18 protein-coding genes and 1 tRNA gene are annotated in these 21,261 nt (G+C 69.7%); 6 read left to right on the top strand and 13 right to left on the bottom strand.

What is annotated here, in order from left to right:
• Positions 1-411: 411 nt before the first annotated feature.
• A tRNA-Val gene (locus AADR41_RS13885) sits at positions 412-486 on the bottom strand.
• Positions 487-686: 200 nt separating this feature from the next.
• Here AADR41_RS13885 and AADR41_RS13880 point away from each other — a divergent pair.
• From AADR41_RS13880 to AADR41_RS13865, 4 genes are all read left to right on the top strand, one after another.
• Complete coding sequence (locus AADR41_RS13880) at positions 687-1,451, top strand: DUF4097 family beta strand repeat-containing protein (RefSeq protein ID WP_342281675.1); 765 nt, start codon at positions 687-689, stop codon at positions 1,449-1,451.
• 71 nt (positions 1,452-1,522) lie between these two features.
• Positions 1,523-2,890: a hypothetical protein gene (locus tag AADR41_RS13875; protein ID WP_342281674.1), complete on the top strand. Its 1,368-nt coding sequence runs from the start codon at positions 1,523-1,525 to the stop codon at positions 2,888-2,890.
• 281 nt (positions 2,891-3,171) lie between these two features.
• Positions 3,172-3,762 (top strand): DUF4383 domain-containing protein, encoded by a 591-nt coding sequence (locus tag AADR41_RS13870; protein ID WP_342281673.1) that lies wholly within the window; start codon positions 3,172-3,174, stop codon positions 3,760-3,762.
• 27 nt (positions 3,763-3,789) lie between these two features.
• Positions 3,790-4,023 (top strand): FmdB family zinc ribbon protein, encoded by a 234-nt coding sequence (locus tag AADR41_RS13865; protein ID WP_342281672.1) that lies wholly within the window; start codon positions 3,790-3,792, stop codon positions 4,021-4,023.
• Positions 4,024-4,196: 173 nt separating this feature from the next.
• On the opposite strand, the gene AADR41_RS13860 is transcribed toward AADR41_RS13865, so the two are convergent.
• From AADR41_RS13860 to AADR41_RS13845, 4 genes are all read right to left on the bottom strand, one after another.
• Positions 4,197-4,856: an O-methyltransferase gene (locus tag AADR41_RS13860; RefSeq protein WP_342281671.1), complete on the bottom strand. Its 660-nt coding sequence runs from the start codon at positions 4,854-4,856 to the stop codon at positions 4,197-4,199.
• 54 nt (positions 4,857-4,910) lie between these two features.
• Positions 4,911-5,768 carry an HAD family hydrolase gene (locus AADR41_RS13855; protein ID WP_342281670.1) on the bottom strand — a complete coding sequence of 286 codons (858 nt, stop codon included), beginning with the start codon at positions 5,766-5,768 and terminating at the stop codon, positions 4,911-4,913.
• A complete protein-coding gene (locus tag AADR41_RS13850) occupies positions 5,765-8,431 on the bottom strand; it encodes a phosphoribosyltransferase (RefSeq protein WP_342281669.1) in 2,667 nt (888 codons plus the stop codon). The genes AADR41_RS13855 and AADR41_RS13850 overlap by 4 nt, the downstream gene beginning before the upstream one ends.
• A 156-nt stretch (positions 8,432-8,587) precedes the next feature.
• Positions 8,588-9,751, bottom strand: a complete 1,164-nt coding sequence (locus AADR41_RS13845; RefSeq protein ID WP_342281668.1) for an HpcH/HpaI aldolase/citrate lyase family protein — start codon at positions 9,749-9,751, stop codon at positions 8,588-8,590.
• 220 nt (positions 9,752-9,971) lie between these two features.
• On the opposite strand from AADR41_RS13845, the gene AADR41_RS13840 reads away from it, so the two are divergent.
• Positions 9,972-10,832, top strand: a complete 861-nt coding sequence (locus AADR41_RS13840) for a TerD family protein (protein ID WP_342281667.1) — start codon at positions 9,972-9,974, stop codon at positions 10,830-10,832.
• Between the two features lie 150 nt (positions 10,833-10,982).
• Here the strand turns inward: AADR41_RS13840 and AADR41_RS13835 are convergent, their stop codons facing one another.
• From AADR41_RS13835 to AADR41_RS13810, 6 genes are all read right to left on the bottom strand, one after another.
• A complete protein-coding gene (locus AADR41_RS13835; protein WP_342281666.1) occupies positions 10,983-11,717 on the bottom strand; it encodes a TerD family protein in 735 nt (244 codons plus the stop codon).
• A gap of 172 nt (positions 11,718-11,889) precedes the next feature.
• Entirely contained in the window at positions 11,890-13,032 is a 1,143-nt protein-coding gene (locus AADR41_RS13830; RefSeq protein WP_342281665.1) for a DUF475 domain-containing protein, read from the bottom strand.
• 70 nt (positions 13,033-13,102) lie between these two features.
• Positions 13,103-13,678 (bottom strand): TerD family protein, encoded by a 576-nt coding sequence (locus AADR41_RS13825; RefSeq protein ID WP_342281664.1) that lies wholly within the window; start codon positions 13,676-13,678, stop codon positions 13,103-13,105.
• A gap of 172 nt (positions 13,679-13,850) precedes the next feature.
• Positions 13,851-14,426, bottom strand: a complete 576-nt coding sequence (locus AADR41_RS13820; protein ID WP_037696943.1) for a TerD family protein — start codon at positions 14,424-14,426, stop codon at positions 13,851-13,853.
• A 146-nt stretch (positions 14,427-14,572) separates the two neighbouring features.
• The gene (locus tag AADR41_RS13815; RefSeq protein ID WP_329870545.1) at positions 14,573-15,031 is read right to left on the bottom strand and encodes a peroxiredoxin; all 459 of its coding nucleotides are present in this window, start codon (positions 15,029-15,031) and stop codon (positions 14,573-14,575) included.
• A 232-nt stretch (positions 15,032-15,263) separates the two neighbouring features.
• The gene (locus AADR41_RS13810) at positions 15,264-15,701 is read right to left on the bottom strand and encodes a DUF3052 domain-containing protein (protein WP_093895494.1); all 438 of its coding nucleotides are present in this window, start codon (positions 15,699-15,701) and stop codon (positions 15,264-15,266) included.
• Between the two features lie 470 nt (positions 15,702-16,171).
• Between AADR41_RS13810 and aceE the strand changes: the two genes are divergently transcribed.
• Positions 16,172-18,913: a pyruvate dehydrogenase (acetyl-transferring), homodimeric type gene (gene aceE / locus AADR41_RS13805; RefSeq protein ID WP_342281663.1), complete on the top strand. Its 2,742-nt coding sequence runs from the start codon at positions 16,172-16,174 to the stop codon at positions 18,911-18,913.
• Positions 18,914-18,997: 84 nt separating this feature from the next.
• Here the strand turns inward: aceE and AADR41_RS13800 are convergent, their stop codons facing one another.
• Complete coding sequence (locus tag AADR41_RS13800; RefSeq protein ID WP_342281662.1) at positions 18,998-19,375, bottom strand: peptidase inhibitor family I36 protein; 378 nt, start codon at positions 19,373-19,375, stop codon at positions 18,998-19,000.
• Positions 19,376-19,563: 188 nt separating this feature from the next.
• Positions 19,564-21,174 (bottom strand): MFS transporter, encoded by a 1,611-nt coding sequence (locus AADR41_RS13795; protein ID WP_342281661.1) that lies wholly within the window; start codon positions 21,172-21,174, stop codon positions 19,564-19,566.
• Positions 21,175-21,261: the final 87 nt, after the last annotated feature.

Below are 21,261 nucleotides of genomic sequence, written 5' to 3'. Positions count from 1 at the left end.
CAGCCAGCTCCGAGCCAGGCGCCCCTGTCCCCGACGGCCTGTCTTTGCGGGTGGCCGAGGAGCTGGCCACTGGTCCCCTGCTCGGCACGATGGTGATCCGGCTCCCTGGTGGCGGGCAGGCCCAACCGCAGTTGCAAACGATCAAGGTGCGCGTCGACACCGACGAGCCTCCAGAGTCAGCCGCGTAGCCCGAACGCACGGAAGCGGGCCGCCCCTGATTGGGGCGGGCCGCTTCGCTGCGCCGGAAATCTGCTATCTGAACTGCGATTTCTCGGGTATCCCGTAGGAGAGGTTCAGGGGACGGCACCCCGTACTAGGTGTGCAGGCATCACATACTCAACGTGGGGTCAGAACGTGGACATGAAGAAACCCCAGGCCAAAGTGATCCCGACCTGGGGTTCTTCTCTGTGCTGGTGGGCGCGGACGGTTTCGAACCGCCGACATCTGCTTTGTAAGAGCAGCGCTCTACCCCTGAGCTACGCACCCGTGGATGAGGCAACAGCGTACATGGACTACGGCCTGTGGTCACAAACGGTTCCCGGCGGCGAGGGGACGGCGGGCCCGTGCGGGGGATATCCCCACCCGCGTACGGTGGCCGTCCGGATTCTGGCAGGTGCGGGGCGGTACGTACGGTGAAGCTCGCACCGTCGGGTGCACGAGCCGTTCGACCTGGGGGAAAGATCATCGTGGCCATTCGCACCCGTGCTCTCGTCGCGTCCGGAGGCGCCGTACTCATGGCGCTCGTGCTCAGCGGTTGTGGCAGTACGGACGTGAGCGACGCGCCTGCCGAGCACAAGTCGTTCGCGTTGAGCGGGAAGACTCTGACCATCCGTTCCGGGCAGTCGTCGGTGGAGCTCGTGCCGGCCGATGTGCAGAAGGTCGAGGTGACCCGCCGGGTCGACGGTTGGGTGATGTTCGGGGACGGGCCCGAACCCCGGTGGGAGATGCGGGACGACACCCTCACGCTCGCGGTGAAGTGCGATGCGCTGATCAGTGACTGTGCCGCGGAGCATCGGGTGAAGGTGCCGCGCGGCGTGGCGGTGGTCGTGGAGGGGGACAACGGGAAGATCGTCGCCTCCGGGTTCCGTACGCCGCTCACGCTCACCGCCGACAACGGCAAGGTGACCGTCCGGGACTCCACCGGGCCGCTCAAGCTGGCCAGCGACAACGGTGCCATCGCCGCCGAGGGGATCTCGGCCCGGTCCGTGTCGGCGCGGTCCGACAACGGCAGCATCCGGCTGGGGTTCACCGCCGTGCCGGATCTCGTGGACGCCGAGAGCGACAACGGGGCGATCACCATCGGTCTTCCGGACGGCTCCGTGAAGTACGCGGTCGACGCCGCCGCCGACAACGGGCGTACCTCGGTGGACGTGCCGCGCGGCGACAGCAGCGGTCATGTGGTGAAGGCCCGGAGCGACAACGGTGAAGTCACCGTCCGAAGCGTGAACTAACCGGCCCGTGTGTTCGTCCTTACCTGGTGGGAGAATGTACCGGGCAGGGCGAAACGGCACGGGAGAGGGATGTGACGGCGACACACGCACAGCCGCGGACGAGAGCGGGTGGTGGTTCCGCCGTCAGGGACGTCTTCGTGCTGATGCTGTTGCCGGTGCCGCTGCTCGCGGCCGTGTTGCCGGCCGCCTTCGCGGGTGGTGGTACGAGGCGCTGGTTCGGCGGACGCGGGGAGAGTCAGCGCGCCGAGGCGCAGGCCGCGAAGGACGCCGCCGCGTCGGCCTTCTACGAGCTGGACACGGCTCAGCGCGATCTGCGGATCTCGATCGAGACGATCACCGCGGTGGACAGCTCGCCCGCCGCGCGCAAGGCCGCGGACGACTTCGCCGCTCTCGGCCGGCGGATCGACGAAGTCAGCCATACCTACATCACGGCGGTCGACGCGCACGACCTGGACCGGGACGATCTGGAGCACTCGGTCGCCTCCCGCGCGCGGGCCGAGCTGACCACGGCCAAGGACGAGCTGGTCCGGGTCAAGGCCGAGCTGGACCGGTTCGCGCAGGGGCTCGGTCCGCTGCTGGGCAGTGCGGAGACTCAGCTCGCACGGCTCGCACCGGCCGTGGAACGGGCCCGGCAGGCCTTGCTGGGTGCGAGCAACGCGCTCGACGCGGTACGCGCGTCCGGGCTGCGGGCGGATGATCTCGCGGCCCGGCTGGCGGCTCTCGCCCCCGAGCTGACCAAGCTCAACCAGGGCGCCGGGCGGCACGGCGTCGCGGAAACCCTGCAGCGCGCCGACCAGGTGCTGCGCGACGCGGAGGCGGTGCGGGCCGAAGCGGACAAGCTGCCCGAGCGGGCCGCCGAGATCGACCACCGGCTGGTGTCGCTGCGTACGCGCGCCCAGGCGCTGACCACCCGGGCGGGCTCGGTGGAGCCGGTGCTGAGCGAGCTGCGGCGGCGGTTCTCCGCGGCGTGCTGGCAGGACCTCCAGCCCGTGCCCGAGCAGGCGGCCGTCAATGTGCGGCAGGCCGAGGAGAAGCTGAAGGAAGCCGTCCAGGCGCGGGATGAGCAGCGGTGGGCCGATGCGACGTCCCGGCTGAGCACGGTCCGCGCCCTGCTGAACGCCACGGACGAGGCGGTGTCCGCGGCCGGTGACCGGTTGCACCGGCTGGACGCGGTGGCGAAGGACCCGCAGCAGGAGATCCAGCGGACCCGGTTCGCGGTCCGTGACGCCCAGCGCCTGGCCATGGACGGCCGCAGCACGCCCGATCCGCGCCATGCCCGTCCGCTGGACGATGCCGTGGCCCGGCTCGATCGCGCCGTCGTCGCGCTCGACGGGCGCCACCCCGACTACTGGCACTTCCTGACCGAGACCGAGGCGGTACGGCGGACGGCCGCGCGGGTGGTCTCCGAGATCCGCGAGGAGCGCGGGGCAGGCGCCTGAGCGGTGACGGTTGCGCGCAGCATGGCTACGCGGGGCAGGCTCCTGAGCGGTGACGGAGGAGCCGTGGCGGAGGAGCGGTGGCGGAGGAGCGGTGGCGGAGGAGCGGTGAAACACGAGCCGTAGCGGAGGACCGCTCCGGGGGAGCCGTGCGGAGAGGCCGCGCCGGAGGAACCGTGCCGGACGAGTCGTGCCGGCTGTGTGCCAGCACGTCATGGGGCTCTGGTGTGCGGTGGCTGGGCCTTGGGCGGATCCTGGTAGTACGCCCGAAGGAGACGACCGCCATGGCCACCCATGTGCTGCATTCCACGGGGCGCCGGGCCCCACGCCGCCGCAAGGCCACCCGGCTCGACAAGCATCTGCCGGTCGATCACCGGCTCAGCCAGGTCTACCGGGTCGGGGCGGGGCTGATGGGGCTGGTGCTGCTCGCCTTCGGTGTCCTGGGGCTGATCGACAAGATCGGGTTCTTCAACACCGGCGGAGCCACCGTCGCGGGCCTCAACACCAACGGTGCCCTGAGCGTCCTGTCCATCTGCGTCGGCCTGCTCCTGTTCATCGGGATGGTGATCGGCGGCAACTTCGCCTCGACACTCAACATGATTCTGGGCATCGCCTTCATCCTCAGCGGCTTCGTCAATCTCGCGCTGCTGGAGACCGACTACAACTTCCTCGCCTTCCGCATCCAGAACGTGCTGTTCAGCTTCGTGGTCGGCCTGATGCTGATGGTCTTCGGGATGTACGGACGGGTCAGCGGCGGTCTTCCGCACGACAACCCGTACTGGCGGGCGCGCCATCCCGAGGAGGCGGAGCGGGAATTGCTGCTGAGCCGGAGGGCTGCCACGCCGCCGATGCCGGCCGTCCGGCGTGACCTCTGAGGGCGGGGTCGCGGTTAGCCTGGGGCCATGCCTCGTTACGAATTCCGCTGCCGCTCCTGCGGAGACACGTTCGAAATCAGCCGTCCGATGGCTCAGTCGTCCGACCCGGCCTCCTGCCCCGCCGGACACGCCGACACCGTGAAGCTGCTCTCCACCGTGGCCGTCGGCGGGTCGTCCGCCAGGTCCGCCCCCGCCGCCCCGTCGGCCGGTGGCGGTGGCGGTGGTGGGGGCGGCTGCTGCGGTGGTGGCTGCTGCGGCTGAGAACGCTGCTGCGGCTGAGAACAGGGCGCCGGCCCCGCCGGAGAGCGCGGTGCCACGGCCCCGGGCCGAGAGCGGGGCCCCGGACCCGGTCGGAGAGTGAGAGGCCCCAACCCCGGTCGGAGAGCAGGGGTGTCCCCGGCCCCGGCCGGGAGCGGGGTGCCCCGGGACCGGCTCTAACGCCTGCGGGAGAGGGTCAGGCCGTCGGACACGGTGAGCAGCACGCTGTCCATCCGCGAGTCGGCGGCCACATGCTCGTTGAACTCCTTGATCGCCGCCGCTCCGCCGGTCGCATGCGGGTCGGTCACCCTGCCGTGGAAGAGCACGTTGTCCGTGACGATCAGGCCGCCCTGCCGCATCCGGGGCACCAGCTCCTCCCAGTACGGGATGTAGTTGCCCTTGTCCGCGTCGAGGTAGGCGAGATCGATGTGCGGCTCGGCCGGCATCGCGCGCAGGGTGTCCAGCGCGGGGGCGATGCGGAGCTCGATCCGGTCCGCGACGCCCGCCTTCTCCCAGGCCTCCCTGCCGTAGGCGGTCCACTCCTCCGAGACGTCGCAGGCGATCAGCCGCCCGTCGGCGGGCAGTGCCTGTGCCATCGACAGGGCGGAGAATCCGGTGAACGTGCCGACCTCCACGATGTGCCGGGCCCCGGTCAGCCGGACGAGGAAGGCGAGCAGCGGCCCCTGCTCCTCGGCAGACTGCATGCCGGCCTGCTCGGGCAGGCGGGCGTACGTGGTCTCGACGAGCTCGCGCTGCACCGGGTCGAGCGGTGGGTTGTGCGCCAGCATGTACGCGTACAGCTCGTCGGTGATCTTGGTTTCGTTGCCCTTGGTCATCCTGTGCGCTCCTCGTCCGTCGATCGGCGGTGACCTCTCCGTCCCCGTCCGGTGTCAGGACGATCTTGCCTCGCCGGCGGCCCGGAGGAAGTGCCGGAGGATCTCCTCGCCCGCCGCCACGCCGCGTTCGGCCGTCACTTCGGCGTGCGGGGCGCTCCAGCCGGTGTCGGCCAGTTCGCCGTGGGCCGGGCGCCAGGCGCGGTCGGCGGCGAGGAGCAGATCGGCGTCCAGGAGGCTGTCTCCGGCGGCGAGGGTGAGCGTGGCGCCGGCGCGCCGGGCCGCCTCGTTCATGGCGGCGCTCTTGGTGAGCGGGCCCGGGACGGCGTAGATCTTGCGGCCCTGGAGGGAGACCGTCCAGCCCCGTGTCAGGGCCCACTCCCCCAGTTCCTCGACCCAGTCCCCCGGGAGCAGCGGGCGTTCCACCACGAGGTAGGCGAAGAGGTCCTCGGCGACCCGTTCCTTGAGCAGCCAGGCGGGGTCGGCGGCGGCCAGGAGGTGGGCGCGGACCTCGGCGAGGGAGGCGCATTCGTCGGCGAGCCTGCGGGCCACCTGCCGCTGCCAGTCACGGTCGGACTCGCCGTCCACGAGCAGGTGTCCGCCATTGGCGCAGATCGCGAACCGCGGTGCGGGCCCCGGCAGGTGGATGCGTCCGTACTGCTCGCGGGTACGGGTGGTCGTCGGGACGAAGACCGTGGTGCGGGCCAGTTCGTCCAGGAGCGCCGCAGCCGGCTCCGTCAGGTACGAGAGCGGCTTGTGGTCGTAGACCTCCACGCAGAGCAGCCGGGGCGCCTCGGCGTCCGGCATGGCCAGCTGGAGTGCGGCCGAGGAGTAGATCAGGGTGCGGTCGAGGTCGCTCGCGACGAGCGTCACGGGGGCGGTTGCCGTATCGGCCGAGGGTGCCCGGGTGGTCACTTGGACTCCACCGCCCTGCCGTCCGCGCCCGTCGCGCCCCGGGTGTACTTCGGGTGGATCAGACCCACGCAGGTGTACGGAAGTCCGTCGACCTCCTCCACCGGTACGCCCCGCTGCTCGGCCAGCAGACGGATGTGTTCGAGGTCCGCGCCCGCCCCACGCTTGGCGAGGATCTTCCACGGGACGCGCCGCAGCAGTACGCGGGTCGTCTCGCCGACACCCGGCTTGACCAGGTTCACGTCGTGGATGCCGTACTCCTCGCTGATGCGTTCCACCGCGGCCCAGCCCTCCCAGGTGGGCGCGCGGTCGGCCGCGAGCAGTTCCTTGACCTCAGCGTCCACGGCGTCGGCGACCTCGTCGAAGTGCGCGGCGACGGTGTCGAGGAAGTGGCCGGACACATCGGTGTCCGCGAGCTCCCGGTAGAACTTCGCACCGTGGAAGTCCTCGGGCCCCACCAGGTCGGCGCGCAGGACGGTCCGCGAGATCAGCCCGGAGACCGTGGAGTTGAGGCAGGCGGACGGGATGAGGAAGTCCTCGCGGGTGCCGTAGGTGCGGACGCAGCCGCCCGGGTCGGCCAGCACCGCGATCTCCGGGTCGAACCCGTCGAACTCGGCGAGCGCCGCGGAGAGTTCGCGGGTGATCGCACCCTTGCCGGTCCAGCCGTCGACGAAGACGACGTCCGCCGGGTCGTGGTGGGCGGCCAGCCAGCGCAGCGCGTTGGCGTCGATGCCCCGGCCACGCACGATGGAGACGGCGTAGTGCGGCAGGTCGATTCCGTGCCGTTGCCGGGCCCAGCGGCGCATCAGCACGCCGACGGGCGTGCCGGCCCTGGCGAGCGAGACCAGGACCGGGCGCGGGGTGCGCTCGGCGAGGACGGTCTCGGTGACGGTGCCCACGGCGCGGGCGACGCGGGCGGCCGACAGCTCCAGCGCCGCCTTGAACAGCTCCTGGTACTGGGCGGACGGCTGGTACTCGACGGGCAGCGACTCGGCGTAGTGCGCGCCACCGCTCTGTATCGCCTCCTCGCGCTCCTCGGTGGGCGCCTCCAGCTCGGTGTCCGAGAGGTCCTGGAGCAGCCAGCCGACCTCGTCCGGCGCGTAGGAGGAGAAGTCGGGGCCGCGGAGGGGCTCGGGCAGCATGGGGGGTTCCTGCCGTTCGAAGGCGGAGGCGCGCGGGTCGGGGGCCGACCGGGCGTACGGGGGTGTGTACGAGGGGACGACCGCGAGCAGGACGTGGTCGGTGTGTGCGGCGAGCTGCGCCAACAGGCCTTCGGGGGCGCGGAGTTCGGGAGTGTCGGCGGCGGAGTCGACGGTGAGCACCACGGCGTCGAAGCCGGCGCCCGCGACGTTGTACGCGTACCGGTCACCGGGCCCGTCGGCCGGGTCGTCGTGGGCCGGGAAGACCAGCCGGGTCCGTATCGCGTAGCCCGGGTCGTCCACGGCGAGGACGGGGGAACGGGTGGTGGTGGAGTAGCGCACCTCGGCGTCGGTGTGGTCCTCCAGGGCCGTGCCCAGGCGCAGCGGGGCGTACATCAGCTCCTCGAAGCCGAGGACCAGTACGCGACGGGCGTCGCCCAGGGCTCCGGCTATCCGGGCGGCCATGGCGGGGAGCGCGGGTTCCAGGGCGGCCCGGTGTGCGGGGGTGAAACCGTGCCGTCCGCCGTCGGGCACACCGGCGGGCCAGCGGAGATCCACCCGGGTGCAGGGGCGGGGAGCGGGGGCCGCCCCGCCGGTGGCTGCCGGTTCGCTCTCGGATGCCGCCCCGCCCGTGGCCGCTGCCTCGCTCTCGGATGCCGCCCCACTCGCGGGCGCTTCCGCGGCCTCCGACTCGTGTGCGGCGACCAGCGCCTGGCCCTTCTCCAGGACACCTTCCGGGAGGGTGACCGTGCCCGAGCCGCGCGACACCAGGTCGACGCGGGCGCCGATCTCCGCGGCGAACTCGGTCAGCCGCCCCCGGTCGGCCGGTGACCTCATGTCCACCAGGGCGACGATGACGTAACGGCTCCGCGGGTACCGCTCATGCAGTGCGCGGATGGTGTTGAGCACGGTGTTGCCCGTGGAGAACTCGTCGTCCACCAGCACCAGCGGCGCGTCGGAGACGGCGCCCGGCAAGGGTGCCGGGCCGAGGTCGCCCGCCAGCAGGTCGGGGTCCTCCGGGAGCAGCAGGTGTGAGGTGGCGTGCGAGTGCGACTCCTCGAAGCCGCCCGCCCGTGCCACGCCCTCGACGGGGCGGCGGGTCGAGTGGAGGTACGGTGCCACGCCCAGCCCGTCGGCGACCGCGTGGCCGAGGCCGGTGGCCGTCTCCGCGTAACCGAGCACGACGGCCCGGCGCGCCTCGGCGTCACCGAGGAGTCCGCGCACCCTGTGGCCGAGCTCGAATCCGGTGCCGTACACCACGGAGGGCTTCTGCGGCACGTGCTTGCCGAGCACGTTCGACACGAGGAGGTGGGCCCGCTTGGGGTTGCGGCGCAGGGCGAGTCCCAGCAGGTCCTTCAGCTCCCTGTCGCCGTCCGGCTTCCCGTCACCGACGAGCTCGACGCCCAGTCGCTCCGCCACCCAGCTGCCCGACCACACCACGTCCGCCGTCTCCTTCTCTGCCGTTGCCGTTCGCCCGGCTTCCGCGTTCGTCCCTGCCGATGCCGTGCGCCCGGCTTCCGCGTTCATCCCTGCCGATGCCGTGCGCCCGGCTTCCGCGTTCATCCCTGCCGATGCCGTGCGCCCGGCTTCCGCGTTCATCCCTGTCGTCGCCGTGCGCCCGGCTCCGCTGTTCGTCCCGAGCCCACCCGGCGGGACGCGCTCGTGCGCCGCCCCGCCCGGCGCTCACTCGGCGAGGCCCGCGGCCAGCAGCTCCACGAAGCCCACGTCCTGCCTCGCCACGCCGAAGACCTCGGCCCGCAGCAGGGTCCGCTCGGCCCAGGCGCGGTGCGGCTTCACCTCGTTCATCTTGTTCGTGTACGCGGAGCGCATGACGCCACCGCCGCCGCGCTCCGGCCGCAGGATGTCCTGGGCGTCGCTGTACTCCTCGTGGCTGACCACGGACAGCGCGTGTACGGGTGCTACGTGCGACGGGTGGATGCAGGTCTTGCCGAGCAGGCCGTTGGCACGGTCGAGCTCGATCTCGCGCAGCAGGCCGTCCAGGTCGTGCTCGATCAGTGCCGTGCGCAGCTCCTCGGCCCGGCCTTCCAGGAACGGGCTGCGGCGCAGCTGGGGCTTGAACATGCGCTCCTGGAGCCGGAAGTACTCCCACACCGGCCCGGTGATCGTGAATCCGGTGCCGTCCGCACGGCCCAGCACATTGACCACGTCGGCGATGACGGCGCCGACGATCTGTACGTCGTACGCCGTCATGTCGGGCGCCCTGCGCAGTCCGTACGCCGAGCAGAAGTCGGTGACGCCGAGGCGCAGCGCGAGCACCCGGTCGCGGTACTTGTCGACGGTGCGGGCTATTCCCTGGAGCGTTTCGCCCCGGGTCTCCAGATGCAGCAGCTCCGGCGATTCGAGAACGGGCATCGCGAACAGACGCCGCCCGCATGCCTTCTCCGCGTCGGCGAGCGCCTCCATGAAGGGCACGCCACGTTCTTCGGTGAACTTCGGAAGTACAAAACCAGACAACATCCGGACGGTGTCACCGAGGCGGCGCACCAGATCGGCTATCTGGTGCGGCTCCCGGACCCGGATGAAGAGCAGGGGCACCTCGGCGCCACGCGCGTCGAGCTCGGCGAACTGGCCGACCAGGTTCTCCTCGGCACCGGCGACCTCGGAGTCGTCGATCGAATCCTCCAGGCACAGCACCATCGAGACAACGCCGCGCCCGGCCTGCTTGATGACGTCGTCAGCAAGTCTGGGCCGGGTGGCGGGGCTGTACAGGGTCGCCCCCAGGGCGGCCGACAGCACGCGGGCCGATGAATCCTGCCCGAAATCGCACGGCTCCTGGAAGAACAGACGCTTCCTCGCAGCGGGCGCAATATGCCCGAAATGACGCATGTAACTCCCCCGAACTGCCTGACCGGCCGGACAACGCATGGCCGGTAATAGTACGTACGGACGGGTGTCAAGAGTTCCCCACGTGCATGAATTCCGGGTAACTCGTCCATTTCCCGACGGGTGAGAGCGCCCCGGACCGTGTTCTTCCGGCCTGTCCGGGACACATCCGGCGTGCCCCCCGCGTTGTCCGCACGGCCGGCCAGCAGGCAGGATGACGGGCATGACGCACGCGATGGTGAAAGGCTCGAACGTCCCTCTGGACGCCATGGCCGTACGGGCCGTTCTGCGCTGGACCCCGGGCGCCGGAATTCCGGATGTGGATGCCTCGGCCCTGCTGCTCGGAGCCGGTGGCCGCGTGCGCTCGGACGAGGACTTCGTCTTCTACAACCAGCCCCGCCACCCCTCCGGCCTGGTACGACGGCTGCCGAAGCGCAGCGTCGCCGAGAAGCTCACGGACACCATCGAGGCCGACCTGGGCAGGCTGGACGCCTCGGTCGAGCAGGTGGTGGTCGCCGCATCCTCCGACGGCGCCGCATTCGCACAGGTGCGCGATCTGCGCATCCTGCTGTACGACTCGGCGTCGGCCGGCGGGGAGCCGCTCGCGGTCTTCGACGTGCAGCCGGAGACCGGCGAGGAGACGGCGATCATCTGCGGCGAGCTCTACCGGCGCGGCGATGGCTGGAAATTCCGGGCCGTGGGGCAGGGGTATCCGACCGGGCTGGTCGGCCTGGCGACCGCCTTCGGCATCTCGGTCGACGAGACCGCGGCGGCGGAGCCCGAACCGGCTCCGTCACCCGCGGCGGCTGCCGCGCCCGTGCCGGCGCCCGGGTTCCCGCCCGCGCCCCCGTTCCCCCCGGCGGCGCCCGGCCCCGACTCTCAGGTCACGGTCCAGCATCAGCAGCCCGCGTACGGCTATCCGCAGCCCGCGGCCCAGCCTGCTCCCCAGCCCGCGTACGGGTACCCGCAGCCCGCCGCCGCACAGCCGGCCCATGCCTATCCGCAGCCCGCCGCCGCCGCGGCACCCGCCCCGGACCCGAATTTCGTGCTGCCGCCGCAGGGGCCGCAGTTCGTGCGGTCCTGAGACGGACGCGGGGGCGGCACCCGCACAATCCCGGGCGTCCCGTCCCGCACCGGCCCGGGACGCCCAGAACCGACCCACACCGGCCCGGGCCTCCCGGGCCGCCCAGATCCGGGCCGCGCAGATCCGGGCCGCGCAGATCCGGGCGGCCGCTCAGGTCCGGGACTTGTAGCCGCGCCCCCACTGCATGCCGTAGCCGTACAGCCGGTCCAGCTCCGACTGGAACCCGTAGACGAACTTCACCTCGCGCCGCACGATCAGATCGTCCTTGGTGTTGTCCACCGTGAATACCGCGCAGGAGCGGGCCTCCGGGGCGTGCTCGTCGAGTTCGATCTCGATCCGCGGGCCGTTGCCCGGGTAGAGCGTCACCTTGGCGTGGGTACGGTCGAAGGCAGGCGTCTGGTCGTAGATGTAGACGAAGAACAGCAGTCGTTTGATCTGATCGCGCTGGTCGAGATTGACGTAGACCGTCTCACCCGACGGCGCCCCGAAGCGGTCGTCCCCGCTGAGCCGGATGTACGGTGGCGCGTTCAGGTCGCCGAGGAGGTTGCCCAGCGGCTGGACGACGCCTCGGGTGCCGTCCTTCAGTTCGTACATGCAGCCCAGGTCCAGGTCCACGTTGACCATGCCCTGGGTGTGGGCCTGGACCGGTTCGGGCTGGAAGAGCTTCAGTGGTCGCAGCAGCCGGCCGCTCTGCCGCGACCGGCCCATGATGTCCGACGTACGCATCTGCCAGGAGAGATTGACCCGCAGATTGCCGGTCAGCGCACCCTGCTTGGTGAGCGAGACCGTGGCGTGCCGCCGGGTGAGCACGATGGAGTTGGTCGCCGCGCTGCCCGACTCGAACTGTGCCTCCCGCCGCGGCCACAGGCCGTCCCAGAACGCCATCCCCAACCCCCATGCATCTCAGTAGAAAAGTGCCCCGTCCCACGGCCGGCCCGCGCCTCGGCGGGGGCGCCCACATCACTGCGGGGCGGCCGCGGGGCCGGGTCCGGATGTCTCCGGAGAACCGTTGCCTCACGGACCGCCCCGCTGAGAGCGTTCCTCAATCCCTACCGGGTCACACCCCGGACGGGACTTCCGCCCTGGAACCCTCGTCGTTGCCGCCCTCGGCTTCCATCGCCTTGTTGCGCCGGACCGAGGACCAGAAGGACCAGGCGATCAGCACGACACCGGTCAGACCGGTGATGAGCTCGTTGATCTGGTACTGGATGGTGACCAGCAGAAGAACGGCCAGCGCGCCGATGGCGTAGTGGGCGCCGTGCTCCAGGTAGACGTAGTCGTCGAGCGTGCCCTGGCGGACCAGGTAGACCGTGAGCGAACGGACGTACATGGCGCCGATACCGAGGCCGAGAGCCATCAGCACGATCTCGTTGGTGACGGCGAAGGCACCGATGACACCGTCGAACGAGAAGGACGCGTCGAGCACTTCCAGGTAGAGGAACATGAAGAACGCGGCCTTGCCGGCGAGCACGACGGAGGAAACCTTCTTGCCACTGCGCTTGGCCTCTTCCTCGGCCTCGTGCTCGCGCTCTTCCTCCTCCTCCAGCTTGTTCTCGAAGAAGCCGGAGAGACCGCCGACGATGAGGTATGTGATCAGACCGGCGATACCGGCGAGCAGCACCGTCTCCGCCTTGTCCGCGTGACCGCCGCCGTGCTGGTGCGCGTTGGTCGCGACGGTCATCGAGGCGACCAGCAGCACGATCAGCGCGATGCAGACCGACAGCATGTCGACCTTGCCGAGCTTGGCGAGCGGACGCTCGATCCAGCGCAGCCACTGGATGTCACGGTCCTCGAAAATGAAGTCGAGGAAGATCATCAGCAGGAACATGCCACCGAACGCGGCGATCGCCGGGTGGGCGTCGGTGACGAGTTCCTGGTAGCGCTCGGGCTGGTTGAAGGAAAGGTCGACCGCCTCGATCGGACCCATCTTGGCGGTGATGGCCACGATCACGACGGGGAACACCAGCCGCATGCCGAAGACCGCGATGAGCACACCGACCGTCAGGAAGATCTTCTGCCAGAAGGCATTCATCTTCTTCAGGATTCCGGCGTTGACCACCGCATTGTCGAAGGACAGCGAGATCTCAAGGACGGAAAGAATCGCAACGACACCGAAGGCTTCCCACCCTCCGTAGATCCAAGCTGCGGCAAGGCCGAGCGCGGTAACCGCGAACGACCAGCCGAAGGTTTTCAGAAGCACTGGCTACCCCATCGTGTATGTAACGGGTCTCCCCCGAGATGTACGGGGCTCCCCCGCGCCGTGCGCGGCTTTACGAAACGTTGACCCCGAAGTCTAGAGCGATACCTCGCAGCCCGGACGCGTACCCCTGTCCCACTGCACGGAACTTCCACTCGCCGTTGTACCGGTAGAGCTCGCCGAAGATCATCGCCGTTTCCGTCGAGGCGTCCTCGCTGAGGTCGTAACGCGCGAGTTCCTGACCGTCCGCCTGGTTCACCACACGGATGAACGCATTGCTGACCTGGCCGAAGGTCTGACCCCGGTTGTCGGCGTCATGGATCGACACCGGAAAAACGATCTTGTCGCAATGCGCCGGCACCTGGGTGAGATTCACGATGACCGATTCGTCGTCGCCCTCGCCCTCACCCGTGAGGTTGTCACCGGTGTGCTCCACGGAGCCGTCGGGGCTCGTGAGGTTGTTGTAGAACACGAACCAGTCGTCGCCGAGCACCCGGCCCGACTGGCACAGCAGCGCGCTGGCGTCGAGGTCGAAGTCGGCGCCCGTGGTGGATCGTGCGTCCCAGCCGAGCCCGACCAGCACCTGGGTGAGGTTGGGTGCGGCCTTGGAGAGGGAGACATTGCCTCCCTTGGCGAGCGTGACGCCCATGGTGTGTGTCCTCCCCGAGTCGATGAACCGTCTGCCGGGCCCGTCGGGCCGTCCGGGCCCCCGAGCCGTATTGCCAGCGCGTCCGGCGCCGCACGAGGGTGCGGCGCCGGACGGGGTACTGCTTGGGCGTAACCCGGGCCGCCCCTCGGCGGCACGGCCCGGTCGCGCCTTCTCAGACGTTGACGCCGAAGTCCTGCGCGATGCCGCGCAGCCCCGAGGCGTACCCCTGACCGATGGCACGGAACTTCCACTCCGCCCCGTTGCGGTACAGCTCGCCGAAGACCATGGCGGTCTCCGTCGAGGCGTCCTCGCTGAGGTCGTAGCGGGCCAGCTCGCTGTTGTCGGCCTGGTTGACCACGCGGATGTACGCGTTGCGCACCTGGCCGAAGCTCTGCTGGCGGGTCTCGGCCTCGTAGATCGAGACCGGGAAGACGATCTTGTCGACGTCGGCCGGGACACCGGCCAGGTTCACCTTGATGACCTCGTCGTCGCCCTCGCCCTCACCGGTGAGGTTGTCACCGGTGTGCTCGACGGAACCGTCGGGGCTCTTGAGGTTGTTGAAGAAGACGAAGTTTCCGTCGCTGCCGACCTTGCCCTCGGCATTCGTCAGCAGGGCGCTGGCGTCGAGGTCGAAGTCACCACCGGTGGTGGTGCGAGCGTCCCAGCCGAGCCCGACGACGACCGCCGTCAGGTTGGGCGCGGCCTTGGTCAGCGAGACGTTGCCGCCCTTGCTGAGGCTGACTCCCACGAGTCCTCCCATTGGTTTCCTTGGGGGCCGGCAGACGCCGGCGCCTCCACGTTGCGTTGGCATCCGATCAACGACTGGATCCTAGTGACCGGTTCCCGGCGAAGCAGGCTTTTCACCGGGTCGCATGCGGATCCACCGGTGCCGGATCAGAGCGCGTCGAGCGCCTTGACGTACTCGTTGAGGTCGCGTGCGTCGGGCAGACCGTTGACGACGGTCCAGCGCACCACGCCCTCCTTGTCGATGATGAAGGTGCCGCGCACCGCGCAGCCCTTCTCCTCGTCGAAGACGCCGTAGGCCCGCGAGGTCTCGCCGTGCGGCCAGAAGTCCGAGACCAGCGGGTATTCGAGGCCCTCCTGCTCGGCGAAGACGCGCAGGGTGTGGATGGAGTCGTTGGACACGGCGAGCAGCTGCGTGTCGTCGTTCTCGAACTTCGGCAGCTCGTCGCGGAGCGCGCAGAGCTCACCCGTGCAGACGCCCGTGAAGGCGAACGGGTAGAACAGCAGGACGACGTTCTTCTCGCCGCGGAAGTCGGAGAGCTTCACGGTCCGGCCGTGGTTGTCCTTCAGCTCGAAATCCGGGGCCTTGGTGCCGACCTCGATCGCCATGAAAAGCGTCCCTTCGCTACGTTCACCGGGCTGGGCTGTCCGGGTGGCTCCCACCCTACGCAGAGCCCGCAGCGGGCCACGAAGCGCCCGCACGGGGCGACCGGGCCCCGGGCCGACGAGCCCGGGGGCCGCCGCACGGCCCCGGGCCGCACGAAGATCCCCGTTCGCACGAAGGCCCCCGGCGGCACGGTGCCGTCGGGGGCCTTCAAGGCGAATGCGTGGCGAGCGTGTTTCAGCGCTTGGCCTTGGCCGCCTTCGGCGTGACCAGGCGGCTGCCCGTCCAGTCCTTGCCGGCGTTGATGCTCTTGGTCTGGGAGAGACCGGCCGTCTGTGCGGCCTCGTTGATGTCGCTCGGTTCGACGTATCCGTCACGGCCGGTCTTCGGCGTCATCAGCCAGACCGCACCGCCGTCCTCGATCAGACCAATGGCATCCACCAGCGCGTCCGTAAGGTCGCCGTCCTCGTCGCGGAACCACAGCAGGACGACGTCTGCGACGTCGTCGTAGTCCTCATCGACGAGATCCTGGCCGATGGTGGCCTCAATGCCCTCACGGAGCTCCTGCTCGACGTCGTCGTCGTAGCCGATCTCCTGGACCACCTGTCCGGGCTCGAACCCCAGGCGTGCTGCCGGGTTGGTCCGCTCCTCCGCGTGGTCCGCGGTCGCGCTCACGGGTTGCCTCCTGATCATGTTTCGGAAAATGCTTGAGCCACGCGCGTGCGCGGGGCGTTGGCCGTAGTCCACACGGGAGCGGCGGATCGCGCAAGTACCCGGCGTGCGAGACCGCCTAAACGGTGACGTTCCCTGCCACGTCGCCGCACTGTCGGCAGATCCCCTCCGGGGCCCGGCGCTACCGTCCACACCCTTTACGTCCTTCCACAGCTTATGCCGTTTCGGTCCGCCATTCGGAGTCGAACATCCTTTGGGAACGCTTGGACGGGTTGGGCGTATGGTTGCGGTTTGGCCCGACCCATCCCCGCGCTCCGGCCGCGATGTCTCGCAACACGGCGGTTACCCCTCGGTAGAGATGACGTTTGCGCCCTCGCGGTACACGATGGTGATGGCGCACTTGCATACATCCCTGGGGCATGTTCTCCCTCAATCAGGCCCCGTAGAGCACCACCGAACAGCGAAGGAACAGCGTGGCTTCCGGATCCGATCGCAACCCGATCATCATTGGCGGCCTGCCGAGCCAGGTCCCGGACTTCGATCCCGAAGAGACCCAGGAATGGCTCGACTCGCTCGACGCCGCAGTCGACGAGCGAGGCCGCGAGCGGGCCCGTTATCTGATGCTCCGGCTCATCGAGCGTGCGCGCGAGAAGCGCGTCGCCGTGCCGGAGATGCGCAGTACGGACTACGTGAACACGATCGCCACGAAGGACGAGCCGTTCTTCCCCGGCGACGAGGAGATCGAGCGCAAGGTCCTCAACGCGACCCGCTGGAACGCGGCCGTGATGGTGTCGCGCGCCCAGCGCCCGGGGATCGGCGTCGGCGGTCACATCGCCACCTTCGCCTCCTCCGCCTCGCTGTACGACGTGGGCTTCAACCACTTCTTCCGGGGCAAGGACGACGGCCTGGGCGGCGACCAGATCTTCTTCCAGGGGCACGCGTCCCCGGGCATCTACGCCCGCGCCTTCCTGCTCGACCGGCTGAGCGAGGCGCAGCTCGACGCCTTCCGCCAGGAGAAGTCGAAGGCGCCCAACGGCCTGTCCAGCTATCCGCACCCGCGGCTGATGCCGGACTTCTGGGAGTTCCCGACCGTTTCGATGGGCCTCGGCCCGCTCGGCGCGATCTACCAGGCCCGGATGAACCGCTACATGGAGGCGCGCGGCATCGCCGACACCTCCAAGTCGCATGTCTGGGCGTATCTGGGCGACGGCGAGATGGACGAGCCCGAGTCGCTCGGCCAGCTCTCCATCGCCGCCCGCGAAGGCCTGGACAACCTCACCTTCGTGGTCAACTGCAACCTGCAGCGGCTCGACGGCCCGGTGCGCGGCAACGGCAAGATCATCCAGGAGCTGGAGTCGCAGTTCCGCGGCGCCGGCTGGAACGTCATCAAGCTGGTCTGGGACCGCTCCTGGGACCCGCTGCTCGCGCAGGACCGCACGGGCATCCTGGTCAACAAGCTGAACACCACGCCGGACGGCCAGTTCCAGACGTACGCCACCGAGTCGGGCGCGTACATCCGTGACCACTTCTTCGGGGACGACCCGCGGCTGCGCGACATGGTCAAGGACATGACCGACGACCAGATCCTGCACCTGGGCCGCGGCGGTCACGACCACAAGAAGGTCTACGCGGCCTACGCGGCGGCCAAGGCCCACAAGGGCCAGCCGACGGTGATCCTGGCGCAGACGGTCAAGGGCTGGACCCTGGGGCCGAACTTCGAGGGCCGCAACGCGACCCACCAGATGAAGAAGCTCACGGTCGAGGACCTCAAGCGGTTCCGCGACCGGCTGCACATCCCGATCACGGACAAGCAGCTGGACGAGGGCTACCCGCCCTACTACCACCCGGGCCGCGACTCGGAGGAGATCCAGTACATGCACGACCGCCGCAAGGGTCTGGGCGGTTACGTCCCGACCCGTGTGGTGCGTGCGAAGCCGCTGGCCCTGCCCGAGGACAAGACGTACGCGACCGCGAAGAAGGGTTCCGGTCAGCAGTCGATCGCCACCACCATGGCGTTCGTCCGCATCCTGAAGGACCTCATGCGGGACAAGGAGATCGGCAAGCGTTTCGTGCTGATCGCGCCCGACGAGTACCGCACCTTCGGCATGGACGCCTTCTTCCCGAGCGCGAAGATCTACAACCCGCTCGGCCAGCAGTACGAGGCGGTGGACCGCGATCTCCTGCTCGCGTACAAGGAGTCGCCGACCGGCCAGATGCTGCACGACGGCATCTCGGAGGCCGGCTGCACGGCGTCGCTGATCGCCGCGGGTTCGGCGTACGCCACGCACGGCGAGCCGCTCATCCCGGTGTACGTCTTCTACTCGATGTTCGGTTTCCAGCGCACCGGTGACCAGTTCTGGCAGATGGCCGACCAGCTCGCGCGCGGCTTCGTGCTGGGCGCGACCGCCGGGCGTACGACGCTGACCGGTGAGGGTCTCCAGCACGCGGACGGCCACTCGCAGCTGCTCGCCTCGACCAACCCGGGCTGTGTCGCGTACGACCCGGCGTTCGGCTACGAGATCGCGCACATCGTCAAGGACGGTCTGCGCAGGATGTACGGCGGGACCCCCGAGGAGAACGAGGACGTCTTCTACTACCTCACGGTCTACAACGAGCCGATCCAGCACCCGGCCGAGCCGGAGAACGTGGACGTCGAGGGCATCCTCAAGGGCGTGTACCGCTTCAAGGCGGCCGACCGGGGCGAGATCCCGGCCCAGATCATGGCGTCCGGCGTGGCGGTCCCGTGGGCGGTCGAGGCGCAGCGGATCCTCGCCGACGAGTGGAACGTCCGGGCGGACGTCTGGTCGGCGACCTCCTGGAACGAGCTGCGCCGCGAGGCCGTGGACGTGGAGCGGTACAACCTGCTGCACCCGGAGGAGGAGCAGCGCGTCCCGTACGTCACGCGGAAGCTCTCCGGCTCCGAGGGCCCGTTCGTGGCGGTCTCGGACTGGATGCGTTCGGTGCCGGACCAGATCGCGCGCTGGGTGCCCGGCGCGTACCAGTCGCTGGGTGCGGACGGCTTCGGCTTCGCCGACACCCGTGGCGCGGCCCGCCGGTTCTTCCACATCGACGCGCAGTCGATCGTCCTGGCGGTGCTCACCGAGCTCGCCAAGGAGAACCGGATCGACCGTTCGCTGCTGAAGAAGGCGATCGACCGGTACGAGCTGCTGGACGTCGCCGCGGCCGACCCGGGCGCGGCCGGCGGCGACGCGTAACGACGACGCACGACGCATGAAGGGCGGCGGGGCCTGCTGGTCCCGCCGCCCTTCGGCGTATCCGGCCGGATCCCCGTCCTGCGGTCAGTTCTCCCAGACCTTGAAGGCCCTGACCTGGTACGGGGACCGGGGCACCCAGGTGCCGCCGCCCGGGTAGGTCTCGAACTCACCGGTCTCGGCGCATTCCGCCGACTGGTACGTGGTGACGGGGCGGCCGGTGCGGTTGGCGAGCGACTGGACGCTGCTGCCCTTCGGCAGCGGGACACAGCTATCGATGTCGATCGTGGACAGCTCGTGGGTCCGGCGGGTGCCGGTGAACTCCGGATCGTCCCAGAGGCAGAGCTGGCCGGCGCCGCAGGATCCGGGCCGGACGGGCGCGGAGTGGGCGGCGCTCTCCGGGATCAGGGCGATGGCGGCCAGCGAGGCGGCGGCCAGGGTGGTGGCGAGAACGGTCGTGCGCATGGAAATCGACCCCCGTGGTGGTGCGAATCAGTTGCACGCACCCTGACCTGCGGGGCAATGCCCGGGGAAGGGGCCTTCGGGCACACCACCCGGATAGGCGACAGCCCCGCCGGAACGCTCCGGCGGGGCTGTCGTACGTACTGTGTTGACGCGTGGGCGCGAGCCCCGGGCGTCCCGGTGGCGTCCGGTCAGATGTGTCCGGCGCCCGCGCCCGCCTCGGCGTTCGCACCGCGCTTGGTGAGCGTGGCGACCAGCGCCGCGACGACCGCGACGATCCCGGCGACCATGAACGCCGTGCTCATCCCTGACACGAAGGTGTCATGGGCGACGCCCGCGATCTTCCCCGCGACCTCCGGCGGGACGTTCCCGCCCACCGGCGGGATGCCGACCTCGACGGCCGAGGACGCCTTGTCCAGCTGCTCCGGGCTCAGCGGCGGGAGCTGGGCAGCCTTCCAGTTGTCGGCCAGCTTGGAGTCGACCTGGGAGGCCATGACGGCGCCGAGCACCGCCGTACCGAGGCTGCCGCCGACCTGCATGGCGGCCTGCTGGAGACCGCCCGCGACGCCGGAGAGCTCCATCGGGGCGTTGCCGACGATGACCTCGGTGGCGCCGACCATCACCGGGGCGAGGCCGAGGCCGAGCAGACCGAACCAGATCGACATGGTCAGGGTGCCGGTGCCGATCTCCAGCTGGGACATGCCGAACATGGCGACCGCCGTGCACACCATGCCGCCGACCAGCGGGACCCGCGGGCCGAACTTGGTGATCATGGCGCCGGCGAGCGGCGAGGCGACGATCATCATGCCGGTCAGCGGCAGCAGGTGCAGGCCGCTGTCGACCGGGCTCAGACCGTGCACGTTCTGGAGGTAGAAGGTGACGAAGAACAGCCCGCCCATGAACGCGAAGGCCATCAGCACCATCAGGACCGCGCCCGCGGACAGCGGCACGGACTTGAACATGGCGAGCGGGATCAGCGGTTCCCTGACGTTCTTCTGGGAGAGCGCGAAGACCACGAACAGGGCCACGGCGGCGCCCAGGAAGCCGAGCGTCTTGTAGTCGCCCCAGCCCCATTCGGAGCCCTTGATGAGCGCCCAGATCAGGCAGAACATCGCCTGCGACAGCAGCACGATGCCGCCGATGTCGAAGGAGCGCGGCGCGTTCTCGGCGCGGTGGTCCTTGAGGATCACCAGGCCCAGCACCAGCGCGAGCACCCCGACCGGCACATTGATGAAGAAGACGGACTGCCAGTTGACGTGCTCGACGAGCACGCCGCCGAGGATCGGACCACCGGCGGTCGAGGCGCCGATCACCATGCCCCAGATGCCGATCGCCATGTTCAGCTTCTCGGCCGGGAAGGTGGCGCGCAGCAGGCCGAGCGCGGCGGGCATCAGCAGGGCGCCGAAGAGGCCCTGGAGCACCCGGAACACGATCACCAGGGCGACGCTGTCGGACAGGCCGATGGCCCCGGACGCCGCGGCGAAGCCCACGACGCCTATGAGGAAGGTCTGGCGGTGGCCGAACCGGTCACCGAGTTTGCCCGCGGTGATCAGGGAGACCGCGAGGGCGAGCATGTAGCCGTTGGTGATCCACTGGACGTCTGCGAGCGAGGCGTTCAGATCCTGCTGGATGGCGGGGTTGGCGATCGCGACGATCGTGCCGTCGAGCGCGACCATCATCACGCCGATGGCCACGGAGAAGAGCGTCAGCCAGGGGTGGCCGCGCAGCCCCTTGGCCGGAGCGGGAGCGACGGTTTCCTGCGGCTCCCGCGACGCCTTGTCGACGGTGGTCTGACTAGTCATGCCGGGGACATTAGTGTCAGCCTCTGACAGTTGACAAACCATTTCACAAGACAGTAACTGTCACGTAGCTCACAGGTACGCTGAGCT

The sequence above is a fragment of the Streptomyces sp. CLV115 genome (assembly GCF_038448545.1).
Taxonomy (GTDB): Bacteria; Actinomycetota; Actinomycetes; order Streptomycetales; family Streptomycetaceae; genus Streptomyces; species Streptomyces sanglieri.
This window is presented reverse-complemented; position numbering and strand designations above follow the sequence as displayed.

Bases quoted from the DNA above. Each gene is read 5' to 3' on its own strand.
- AADR41_RS13870 (WP_342281673.1), top strand. From the start codon at position 3,172: ATGGCCACCCATGTGCTGCATTCCACGGGGCGCCGGGCCCCACGCCGC.
- AADR41_RS13865 (WP_342281672.1), top strand. From the start codon at position 3,790: ATGCCTCGTTACGAATTCCGCTGCCGCTCCTGCGGAGACACGTTCGAA.
- AADR41_RS13860 (WP_342281671.1), bottom strand. From the start codon at position 4,856: ATGACCAAGGGCAACGAAACCAAGATCACCGACGAGCTGTACGCGTAC.
- AADR41_RS13850 (WP_342281669.1), bottom strand. From the start codon at position 8,431: ATGAACGCGGAAGCCGGGCGCACGGCATCGGCAGGGACGAACGCGGAA.
- AADR41_RS13845 (WP_342281668.1), bottom strand. From the start codon at position 9,751: ATGCGTCATTTCGGGCATATTGCGCCCGCTGCGAGGAAGCGTCTGTTC.
- AADR41_RS13840 (WP_342281667.1), top strand. From the start codon at position 9,972: ATGACGCACGCGATGGTGAAAGGCTCGAACGTCCCTCTGGACGCCATG.
- AADR41_RS13835 (WP_342281666.1), bottom strand. From the start codon at position 11,717: ATGGCGTTCTGGGACGGCCTGTGGCCGCGGCGGGAGGCACAGTTCGAG.
- AADR41_RS13825 (WP_342281664.1), bottom strand. From the start codon at position 13,678: ATGGGCGTCACGCTCGCCAAGGGAGGCAATGTCTCCCTCTCCAAGGCC.
- AADR41_RS13815 (WP_329870545.1), bottom strand. From the start codon at position 15,031: ATGGCGATCGAGGTCGGCACCAAGGCCCCGGATTTCGAGCTGAAGGAC.
- AADR41_RS13800 (WP_342281662.1), bottom strand. From the start codon at position 19,375: ATGCGCACGACCGTTCTCGCCACCACCCTGGCCGCCGCCTCGCTGGCC.
- AADR41_RS13795 (WP_342281661.1), bottom strand. From the start codon at position 21,174: ATGACTAGTCAGACCACCGTCGACAAGGCGTCGCGGGAGCCGCAGGAA.